17 protein-coding genes are annotated in these 10745 nt (G+C 31.8%); all 17 read right to left on the bottom strand.

Translation table 11 applies throughout. The annotated features are described in order from the left end of the window. Positions 1-35 precede the first annotated feature (35 nt). Positions 36-365 carry an excisionase gene (locus tag KQI69_RS09095; RefSeq protein WP_216565067.1) on the bottom strand — a complete coding sequence of 110 codons (330 nt, stop codon included), beginning with the start codon at positions 363-365 and terminating at the stop codon, positions 36-38. Between the two features lie 3 nt (positions 366-368). Beyond that, complete coding sequence (locus KQI69_RS09090; protein WP_216565066.1) at positions 369-992, bottom strand: hypothetical protein; 624 nt, start codon at positions 990-992, stop codon at positions 369-371. A gap of 15 nt (positions 993-1007) precedes the next feature. Next, positions 1008-1274: a hypothetical protein gene (locus tag KQI69_RS09085; protein WP_216565065.1), complete on the bottom strand. Its 267-nt coding sequence runs from the start codon at positions 1272-1274 to the stop codon at positions 1008-1010. A 27-nt stretch (positions 1275-1301) separates the two neighbouring features. Further along, positions 1302-1607, bottom strand: a complete 306-nt coding sequence (locus KQI69_RS09080; RefSeq protein ID WP_216565064.1) for a hypothetical protein — start codon at positions 1605-1607, stop codon at positions 1302-1304. 327 nt (positions 1608-1934) lie between these two features. Then, positions 1935-2738, bottom strand: coding sequence for a DUF3800 domain-containing protein (locus KQI69_RS09075; RefSeq protein ID WP_216565063.1), 804 nt, complete (start codon positions 2736-2738; stop codon positions 1935-1937). 130 nt (positions 2739-2868) lie between these two features. After that, positions 2869-5007, bottom strand: coding sequence for a hypothetical protein (locus tag KQI69_RS09070; RefSeq protein ID WP_216565062.1), 2139 nt, complete (start codon positions 5005-5007; stop codon positions 2869-2871). Continuing rightward, positions 4991-5845: a DEAD/DEAH box helicase family protein gene (locus tag KQI69_RS09065; RefSeq protein ID WP_216565061.1), complete on the bottom strand. Its 855-nt coding sequence runs from the start codon at positions 5843-5845 to the stop codon at positions 4991-4993. Before KQI69_RS09065 ends, KQI69_RS09070 begins: the two co-directional genes overlap by 17 nt. A 5-nt stretch (positions 5846-5850) precedes the next feature. Next, positions 5851-6015 carry a DUF5659 domain-containing protein gene (locus KQI69_RS09060; RefSeq protein ID WP_256442235.1) on the bottom strand — a complete coding sequence of 55 codons (165 nt, stop codon included), beginning with the start codon at positions 6013-6015 and terminating at the stop codon, positions 5851-5853. Positions 6016-6338: 323 nt separating this feature from the next. Continuing rightward, entirely contained in the window at positions 6339-6527 is a 189-nt protein-coding gene (locus tag KQI69_RS09055) for a cold-shock protein (protein ID WP_216565059.1), read from the bottom strand. A 123-nt stretch (positions 6528-6650) separates the two neighbouring features. Then, entirely contained in the window at positions 6651-7022 is a 372-nt protein-coding gene (locus KQI69_RS09050) for a hypothetical protein (protein WP_216565058.1), read from the bottom strand. Between the two features lie 167 nt (positions 7023-7189). Continuing rightward, complete coding sequence (locus tag KQI69_RS09045) at positions 7190-7597, bottom strand: hypothetical protein (protein ID WP_216565057.1); 408 nt, start codon at positions 7595-7597, stop codon at positions 7190-7192. A gap of 53 nt (positions 7598-7650) precedes the next feature. Next, a complete protein-coding gene (locus KQI69_RS09040) occupies positions 7651-8205 on the bottom strand; it encodes a hypothetical protein (RefSeq protein ID WP_216565056.1) in 555 nt (184 codons plus the stop codon). A gap of 103 nt (positions 8206-8308) precedes the next feature. Next, positions 8309-8824: a hypothetical protein gene (locus KQI69_RS09035; RefSeq protein WP_216565055.1), complete on the bottom strand. Its 516-nt coding sequence runs from the start codon at positions 8822-8824 to the stop codon at positions 8309-8311. Between the two features lie 96 nt (positions 8825-8920). Then, positions 8921-9154 carry a hypothetical protein gene (locus KQI69_RS09030; protein WP_216565054.1) on the bottom strand — a complete coding sequence of 78 codons (234 nt, stop codon included), beginning with the start codon at positions 9152-9154 and terminating at the stop codon, positions 8921-8923. After that, on the bottom strand, positions 9144-9527 hold the full coding sequence (locus KQI69_RS09025; protein WP_216565053.1) for a hypothetical protein: 384 nt from the start codon (positions 9525-9527) through the stop codon (positions 9144-9146). The genes KQI69_RS09030 and KQI69_RS09025 overlap by 11 nt, the downstream gene beginning before the upstream one ends. Positions 9528-9830: 303 nt before the next feature. Next, positions 9831-10013 (bottom strand): hypothetical protein, encoded by a 183-nt coding sequence (locus KQI69_RS09020; protein WP_216565052.1) that lies wholly within the window; start codon positions 10011-10013, stop codon positions 9831-9833. 75 nt (positions 10014-10088) lie between these two features. Continuing rightward, complete coding sequence (locus tag KQI69_RS09015) at positions 10089-10328, bottom strand: hypothetical protein (protein WP_216565051.1); 240 nt, start codon at positions 10326-10328, stop codon at positions 10089-10091. Between the last annotated feature and the right edge of the window lie 417 nt (positions 10329-10745).

Here is a 10745-nt window from a genome sequence, read left to right as displayed (position 1 = left end):
TTTATTAAAAAAGTTTTTAAATTTCTTCCTTTTGACTATGACAAGGCTGAACTGTTACTATCAATAAACTCTTCAAACTGCTTTCTTTTAATCTTAATTGTTCGCCCCAGCATCAAATGATACTTGTTACCATAATCTTCACGAACTATCTCTCTAAGTCTATGTTGTCCAATTCCAAATAAATCGGATGCTTCTTTTATATTCAACAAGATCTTGCTATCTAATGTAACTACTGCACTTTCTATAAAAATCACGCTCCTAAAAAATTTTTTGTAAAATAAAAAGGCATTGCAATAATGCAACACCTTGAATATCCAATCTTCATATAAAGGGCAGAAGCCATATGACCTCTGCCTTACAATCATTTATTATTTTGTCAATTCCTTCTCTAATTTATCGGCAAGCAGATAAACAAGACCACCTACCAATGCCATACTCAAACACTTTGCAGCTTCTTTTTCAAACTTTGGAAGAGATTTTTCTAATCCCGTAATATCAATTCCACAAATCAATCTCAACGGAGTTTCCAAATTGCACTTATATTTTAATGAATACAAAATGCATGACACTGTTTTTTCAAATGGAATATTAAACTGTTTCATAAGATTATTCGCCTTATCCCATGTATTTTCCACCTTTTCTCTGTCATATCCCATACCGACAAATAAACCAATGTATGTATTTTTCTGTAACTCTTCACCCGTCATATCATTATCTATATTGGTATCTGCAAAGAAATCCTTACACATAAACTCAATATCATAAAATTTAATAATCTCACTTGAATAACTCCATACAGATTTAGAAGTATCGAGACAAATAACTGTTACTGGTTCTGCTTCCTCATTCTCTTTGAACTCTCCTACACAAGTTATCTTTCCTGTATATTCCTTATCAACAGTTCGACAAATAACCTTGTCGCCTTCATAGAATTTTTCTGTAATTCCGTCCTTTGTAAATTCAATATAGCTCTTTGCTTTAATATTATTCATGCTCATTATCCCCCCTTATACTTCGTCTTTTTTCTGTTCTAAAAATCTTAACACTCTCTTGTCATAGAAATGTCTATGAATCTTTCTACACACAAGTGCAATAATACCCACAAGCATATCTAATAGATTGATTAAAAGAAATGTAACAACTGATCCACCAATAATCATTACCATAGCCTTTGCAAAATTAAAAGGCTCTGTCCACATTGCATAATTCCAAATTGTAAGCATTACTGCCACAATCTTACTAATAACCCAATAATTTTTAACAAGTTTTTCCATCTTTTTTTTTCATTTTGTTTTACCTCATTATTTTCTTCCAAAAATCTTTCCTAAAAACTTCTTTCTTCTCCCAATACCACTCATAAATCTCTCCATTTCTTTCTCATAACCATCTCTAGTATCTTCAAGCTCGTCAATCAACTTATGATATTTTTCCTTCAACTCCTTAATCTCAGCAAGATTGTTCTGAGTTTCCTTTATGTACTCATCTGAAATTTCCTGTGCTTTCTTAGCAATTTCTTCTGTATTACGCTCTTTTAACATTTTGTTTTCTCTGCGTAAGCGTTCAACCTCAGATGTTAAAATTTCTATCTTTTTATCTTTACTAAACATAATTTCTCCTTTTTTGCATAGAAAAACAGCCTAGCGATTATCTCACTAGACTGCTGTGTTATGGTTTTATTGCCGCCAATTGGTCTAATTATATTTTGCTGGATATTTGTGTTTTATATTAATATAAAAGCACCTAGTAAAAAACTAGATGCTTTTATAACTTGCAAAAAATATGGTACGATAGAGTCACTTTTCAAATTTAACATCTCAACCGCTAAGTATCGAATAATAAAATTCAAACGAAATCCACATCCGTGCGATTCGCCACAAAAGATTGTGTTCTCAGAACCATCGCTTAATTTATTATATACGACTACAAATAATATGTCAAGAACTTTTTGAAATTATTCTTGGAATTGTTTTTATACCAAATCTTTCATTATTACCATTTGTTCCATCATATGATTTGTATAAAATATTTTTTACTAGATCAGATGTAGTTTTATATATCTTTTTTCCTGATTTCTTCCGTGCCATTTGATTTACCATAAAATCTGCTAATTGTAAACATTGTAAATTCTCAGATTTATGTATAAAACAAAACTGTAAAATTTTCTGTTGTATTGCTTCTGGCTTTACATACATTGTTCCGATAGAGGATACTTGATAAAACCTCATTAGCATAGTTTTATCCATTGCGTCTCTTGATTCATACACAATTTTACCAACTGCATTATTAGTGTATAAAAAATGAGTATAATTTTCTAAAATTATTTGCATACAAACTAACGATATTTCATTTCCTATATCTTTTGGAAAATTATGACAATAATCATCATATTTAACTACACAACCAATCGTGGTTATTTCTGACTCTTTAATAATTTTACTTATCCCTGCATATAGTTTAGGAGTTAAATTTTTGTTATTTCTGAATCTTACGTAATCAGACTTTAATTTTTCTTTCTTAATGCGATTATTTAGAGCATCCTTCAAATCCATTTCATGTAATATAACAGAAGTCGGGTTTTCTAAATCAGACCAAATAATTGTTTTTAAAGCATCAACATTATTTTTTATTATATCAATATCTGAATTTTTAATAATAAACCCACCAATTGCAAATGCAGGCTGTTTTCCATTTTTCTTATATGTATAACTCTCATCTAAATATAATGTATATTCATCCATAATATTCTCCAATCATCAGTATTTAATATTTCCATTATATACCAATAATCGACCATTATCAACGAAAATGCACGACAATTTTAACATAAACAATATAATTAGGAGAGCAGTAAAACCACTCTCCATAAAACTAATACTTCATCATACCAAGCTTATTCCCCTTTTTCATCTGACCGATTGTCACATCACGCATAAGATTTTGTAATGATGTATCTTTCTTAATTGCTTCTTTCATAGAATTTGGATCAGTTACATTAGGAAATTCCATAGTATATGAAATATCACCAACAGTTACAGAATTTGTACCTTTCTTAACAGGCACATCAGACATCTTTGGTAAATAATCAGCCATATTTACAAGGTTTGGAAGATTATTTGTCCACTTTTCCCACATTTCGTTTTGAAGCGGTGTGAGAACTCTTTCTTTAGATTTTACAGTAGTCCAAGCATCATCACCGTTAGCAAGAGCAATCTTATTTAATGCGGCAACAACACCACCTGTAGAAAATCCTAAATGTGGATAATTTTTCTTCAAATATTGATATACTTCATCATTTTCACCATAGCCACCGCCAGAACCGACCATTCCTATAGCTTTTGCAAACATATCTATATATTTTTGACCATGAGCACCAGCACCAGATTTGACAACAACACCATAATCAGCAGACAACTTCTTATTTAATGCACTCTTAGAAATTTCCCCAGCTTTTATTTTGCGGAGTGGTTTTTCGGCATCGTTTGCATCACCAGTGATATTTTTCAATATCTTTTTAAGATATTTAGCTTCATTTTCCTTACTTTGTCTTTCAGCCTCAGCTTTAGCCTGTTCAGCATAAGCATTTGTTTCACCTGGGGCAGCAACTTTATCTTCCTCAGCTTTGATTATATCACTTGTTGATGGTGTCCTAATTGTGTTAGTGAATCCACTTAGCAATGTCTCAATATCTGTTGTGAAATTCATATCTTCCAGCTTTTCAAATAATGCATCTCTAAATTCTTTTGCAAGTTTTGGCTGTTTATCCAAAGGTGCATAAAGCATCTCTTTATATAAACCTTTTGGAATATCCATCCCTAACTTTTTAGCAAGATCCATTAACGCCGAATCTTCAATGACATTACCTGTCTTATCGTAAACGAACTGATTTAATTTATCCGTGCTAAGCCTGTTATACCACATGTTCCCATTTTGGTCTTTTCCTTCAACGCCATGGATTTGATGTGTAGTTTCATTTCCGTTTTCACTAGCAATCTGTTTAAGAATATCTGTTAATGATTTAACAGCTTCCGTATTATCCTTTGTATCAGGATTTGGGGTAGGATTAGTATCATCAACGTCAGAATTTGGAGGATTATATTCCTCGTTCTTTTTATCCTCATCATAACGCTTATTTGCATTATCTACAGCATTACTATCCTGTTTATCACTAGAAGAAAAATCACCTTTTTCCATGTCATTTTTGAGAATTGCACTAAGATCTATATCCCATTTATTTGCAAGAGATTCTAAAACTTTGAGAACATCACTTGTGTTTCCTTTTGCACATTCAATGAGCCTGTTAATAAGGTCATCAATGTTTTTAAGCTGTTCTTCAACAAAATCCTCATAATCATTTTGCATCTCATTGAGTATATCTTTTTGATCTTCAATATATTTTTCATACTGAGTTTCGTCCAAATCCTCTTGGGCTTTCTTTAAGTCAATATTAAGTTTCTGGATTTTCTGTCTTGCTTCCTCAGTATCATTGCCCTGAAGTGCAGCAATTCGCTTCTTAATGGAATCAATATTTTCTGTCTTTTCCTTAATAGACTTCTCATAATCGTGAAGATTCTTTGCTGCATCAAGTGCATCTGTATATTTGGATATTAAATCAGATAATGCATCTTTTTGTGCATTATAACCTTCCTCAATAAGAGACTTAATAGCATCTGTTTCAGAATAATAATTCTTAATGACATCTCTTTGCTGAGATTCAAGTTCTTTACGCTGTGTGTAATATTTATCGTAACCAATATTATCTTTAGCATATTCAGCATCGAGTTCATCAATAGCTTCTGCATACTTTTTATTCAAAGCTATATCATTACTCATTTCAGCCATGCTAAGCGCAAGTCTTGACTTGCCATTCTCAGTCATATTGCCATTATCGTCATAAGCATCTTTATAATTAAGAATTTCTTTCCAAAATTCAGCTTCATCGTTCAAATCACTAATTGCAGTGCGGGCATGTTCACGGAGTTCTTCGTTTGTTTCACGAATTTTCTGCAAATATTGTGCTTGTGAATACAGAGGTTGTAAACAAGATTCTCTTATCAAAGGTTATCAAATCATCAGAGTAATTTTTTATACAGTTTGGCTCTGCAATTATTTTCCCATTTCCATCTACTTGCCAACCGCATAAATCTCTTAACCTTTTTTGTGCATTTCTGGAACAAAAATAATCCGCATTATCTCCGTAGATTTTGCTCATTTCTAATATTCTGTCACCAGAATTACAGAATACAATTATCTTACTATCAGATTCATTCGCTAATATATCATCTATAATTCCAGGTAATTCATCACTCTGGTAATAATATAACTTTGATACATAGGAATAATCCTTGTCCAATCTGTAACTATTTTTCTTTTTTACTTTGTTAGTATCTCTCAGATACTTAAAAAATGATTTTGCTGTCGCACTAACAAATACTACAACTGATTCTTTCTGCTTCATTACATAGTTGTATGCAACATCTGTATAATCATTAAATCCTGCATCTGTTGTGAAATAGTGGCATTCATCAGCAATAATGTAATCATAGTGTGGAATATGCTCGCCTCGTTGTATTTTATTTTGTAAGTTCTGATATGTAGTAACATATATAGTTGCTTGCAATTTTTCATCTCTTACCTGTTTATATGTCTGATTCTTCAACTTATTTCTATTACAGAGATATAAAATTCTTCTTTTTCTTTTGGCTGCATATTTTCCTAAAACTCTGATACAAAAATATGTTTTTCCACAAGCTGTACCACAATCCAATATTACAAATTCATTGTTCCATCTTTTAAAATCATTTCCTATAAGGTCTGATACCCATATTTTTTGCTTGCCATTTGCCATACACTTCACACTCTCTTTCTGTACTTCATCATAGTGTCGTGTAAAGCTGGCGTGTCCTCAAAGAAGAAAACCTTCAGTTTATCATCCTTTTCAGAATCTTCAACTTTCAAAATCTTAAATCCGTTGTTGCATAACCAGTTCGTCATTGCCAATGATCTGACTATATACATTTCTGTCCTATTAGTTCCTTTGTAAATAATTCATTCCTCCAATCAATATATTTAATATAGGCATAATGCCATTTCTGACACTATGCCTGTCTATCCGTTCTCTATAATAACCATTATCTTCAATGGTATGTTGTTCCGTACAAATGTAATCAGCACCTTTACTGATAAATGGAGAACTAAATTTCGTTCTCCTTGAAGAAGACTTTCGTCCAATGTTGCATCTACAACTTGATAACCAATCTCTTCATTGGTAGACTTGCTACTCTCACCGCAAATATATCTCTGTAATATAATATTCTCCACTTGAAGAATAATTTTTATTGTTATGATTCAGATACGACAGTAACATTGATTGCTTGTCTTCCTTTTTCAGTATCAATCACATCAAACACGACATTTTCATCTTCTGATAACGACTTAAATTTCTCTGTTGTGTTAATACCTGTATAATGTACAAATACATCTGTACCATCTTCCATTGTAATAAATCCATAACACTTCTGATTGCACATTTTTCTGTGAATCCATCAATCAGCTTGTCAAAACAATCACAGCAAATATCCAAATCAATTTCGTCTCCATCGTGCTTACTGCCATAACCAATACGATTGTGAATACTTATTACTGCTTGATCTTCACATATCTGGTCTATTTGCTTTCCACACACATTCTGCAATATATAATGTAAACTGTCTTGCATCCTCTTTTGAAATATCTAATACATGATACACGGCATCCATTACACACATGATTTTCTTACAATCTTGCAGTGCATATCCTTCTTTCTGAAATGCTTTTCCATAATCCTGTTTGTCTTTCTCTGATAAATTGTATTTTTTGTCAACATTATCAGGATTTGTAAACATTTCTTGATCCATCCTCATGTGTTTCTCTTTTAAATAATTCACAGCACATTTGAATTTTTCAATTAGTTGTTCCTCTGTGTATTCCTTCTTTTCGTCCAGTAAATACTGTTGCCACTCTTCTTTTACATGCTTACCCATCATTCTGTCCTCCAAAATTTTTATTGGTGAGAACCAACATTTCGTTGATCCTCTATGTTATGGTTATGGTGGGATGAGAACATACCTCATCAGGACTTCCACCTATTACTAATGTTCTCTGTTAGGGAATATTTTTTACGTTATTTCTGTATTTTTGTGTTATGTGAATGTTATCTATCCTCTTTATTTACAAGAATATATTTTCCGCTATGTTCTGTATCATCTCTAATTTTGTACCAATATTTGCCGATTTCACATTTCATTCTAAGCACATAGTTTTCTTTGGCTTTCTTAATCTTTGGTTTTGTTACCAGTTTGTAATAATAGTTGCGAAACATATTACTCAATATCTTTTCTGGTCTTATCGGGTGTGGTACAGGATGTCCCTTTTTATTCTTCTTAAATGCGTGTACCTTAAATTCCCATTCATAAACCAGCAAATCATAATCTTTCGGGTATTTCTCCTTAAAGGCTGCAATGAACGCTTTTTCATTCAGATTCTTACTTGCTTGTAATTCATCAAATAAAGCTGTCACCTTACTACCTAAATCATTTATATAAATCTTTCCGTATGCCATAATAACTATCTCCTATGGCAGAAAGCCCATAATGGACTCTCTGCATTATTTTTTTATTTCTTTGATTTCTTACTCTTCTTAATATTTCTCTTAACTCTGTTCATAGTGGCTTTTCGTTTTCCACTACCTTCACAAAATTCATATTTAATTGACTTCATATTGCTAAGATTCATAATATGAACCTTATTGCAAAGAGCCACACAATCATTTGTAAGTTGCTTATCCTTGCACTCATAGATTGTAAATTTATTCATAAAAACCCTAAATCTCTGTGTTGCGAATGGTGCTTTATATTTCTGAACTGCTCTTCTCTTTTCCTCAACAGAAGCATTCTTATCTTGTAAGATTTTCATAAGTTCTTTTTCATTTGCAACAAGCACACTTTTAATTGGCATAGATCCAATTAGTTTTCTCACGGCATTTTCACTTAATCCAAAAGGAACATGATTTAATCTCAATGTGTCTCGATAGTTATATCTAACAAGTACATCAAATCCGCTCAAATTTTTATTTCTATTCGGTGCAAGACATACTTTTAAATCCTTTGTTCTTGTTTTTGCAAGTTCTAATATATCTTCTGGTACTTGTGAACCTTCAAATATATACATATAGACTTTATAATCTATATATAGTGGTCTGTTTTAAAACTCTGTAACACCTATATTCAGTTTTGGTGGACTTGACAAATTCGTGGAAATGTGCTATGTGATTTTAGCCAATGTAATGATATAAACTATCATCTATCTTCCGTGAAAATGATTCATCATCTTTCAAGTCAATTTCACCATTTTCAATTTGTTCTTCTAATTCATCCATCCAATAATTTAGTGGTGTCGCTTTTTCTTCCAATAATTCCTCTACAGCAGATTCTATATTATCTGCATAAATATCAAGTACAGTATTATATTTTTCTTCATCATTATTAAGTATGCCTTTTAATCTTTCAAAATCCTCCTCTTCAATAAAGCTATACTTAAAATATTCAGCCCTTTCTTCTTCCTTACTAATAGTATGTTTTCTATCTCTACCTTCCAGAAAGAAGTTATTGATCAATTCTTTTATAAATGAGCTTCTTGATTTTCCAGTCCTGTCAAGATATTTCATCATCCTATCAAAATCTGGCATATCAGCAGGTGTGTACTTTATTGTAACTGATTGCGTCTTTTCATCATATTTCTTCTGATAATCTTTCTGTGTCAACTTTGTAACATTACTTTTTTCTTCCATATATAAAAACCGCCTTTATGATCTGCCTCTCTTCCTTTTTTGCATTGACCTTTACAGATATATGATTCGCATGGTTCAATTCTATCTGTTGCCATATTATTCAACACCTCTTTCCGCTTTTAATTTATCAAGTAATGACTGGTTATCTTCTTCCGCTATTTCCTTGTCAAATATAAAGACCTCTCCTAATTTTTCTGTATATGGAATATCCATAGCATCAAAGATTTTTTCTACTGTTGCTATCTCTGTTCTGTCGATTGTAAGTGTTCTGTTTCCATTTCTAAGGAATACTTGATTGATTTCTTTATCATATTCAATGTTAATCTGCATTTGTGACCTCCTTGTTTAATTCTCTGCATCGTGCTTCAGCTTCTTCCTGAGTGGCAAATAATTCGTCTTCTGACAGAAATTTTTTATTGATCTTATACTTGATATATGGACAATTTTCAGTGGCATACTGTATTCTAATTCCATTTATAGCACCTTGACTATCAATCGAAAATTTACTTGCTGTATCAACTCCGTGTAAAAGTGTTCCTTTACCACTACATTCAGGACATCTTAATTCCTGTCCTCTATATACGATTTTCCCAATACCCTCACATATAGAACACTTACTCTCATTTTTAATATGGTAAGTGTTTTCTCTGATAACAAATACTTCTTGACCTATATCAAATTTTGTTTCCATGTTAATTTTCATTGTGTTGACCTCTCTTTCTTTATCGTTTTGTTGTAACAATACTCGTTATATCTAAAAATCATCTTCCATATACGATAAGCCATTTTTCAACTTAATTCCTTGTTTATGCCCTATATAGTATGGTTTATCACTATTGCAAAACAATTTACTAAATCATATATACAATTTCAATATTCCTACTGCATAGGACTGATTTTCGATGTTACATAATTCCTACTGTATAGGTAGGTTATCGTACTTACTAAACAATTTTGTTTAGGAAAATCAAGTATTTTATTTGTACACGATATAGTGTACGATAACCTATTTGCACACCTTATCAACCATATCTTGCAATCTTTCCTTTGCACTTTGCACATAATATAATTCTCCATCAATTCTTATAGCTTCATTATTTTTCTGTGCCATAACAACCTTCTGTTGGAAAATATTGATACCTACTGCCATTCCAGTACAAAAAGCCTGACTCTCTGTAGTTTCATTCATTATTTCCACCTCCATGACAAATAAAATAATCCGCATAATACAATTATAGCTAAAACAAATCTAATTCTCATATGCTTAGTTGATTCTTTCTGCTCCAATGTTCTTTCCTCTCAATCTGCTATACGCTTTATTTCTTCGCACTTTATAATTCTCTTCCATTGTCTGTATTCTTATTGTTTTATTCCATACCTCTTGAATTGTAGGTGCGTGTGATAGATTTCCATAATGTAAAATTCTTCTTGTATCTGATACCTCATAGAATTTTCCACATATAACAATTTTATATCCTTGCTTATATGCCACTTGCCTATTCATTTGTACTCACTCCCTTCTGATTTTCTATATATAAATTCTCTGCATTTACATACAAGTTTTCAAAAGTCACAAATTCTGTTCATAAATTTTAACCAGCTTGTAAAATGTGGATCTCTTCAAATTAAGAATTTCCATACATTTAGTAGCTGTCATTTCTCCCAATCTCCATTTATCATAATATTCTTTCCAATCTTCGGGAAATTCTGCGTTAGGTCTGCCTGTCGGTCTACACCAACAAACGCATATCAGAATTAAAGCAACAGATCATCCGCAACCGTTGGCATACAATAGAATTAGAAAAAGCTGTTGATAATATTCATAATCAGCAGCAGGGTTAAAAATAGCACCTTCAGAAAGATATGATATGATACCTCTAAAGTAGACAGATTAAATATAAAATCTGTTGCTTGGGAGGTA

Origin of the sequence: Eubacterium sp. MSJ-13, assembly GCF_018918235.1 — a bacterium.
Classification (GTDB): Bacteria; Bacillota; Clostridia; order Lachnospirales; family Lachnospiraceae; genus Butyribacter.
The sequence above is the reverse complement of the archived record's forward strand: the minus strand, read 5'-3'. Positions and strand labels throughout refer to the sequence as shown.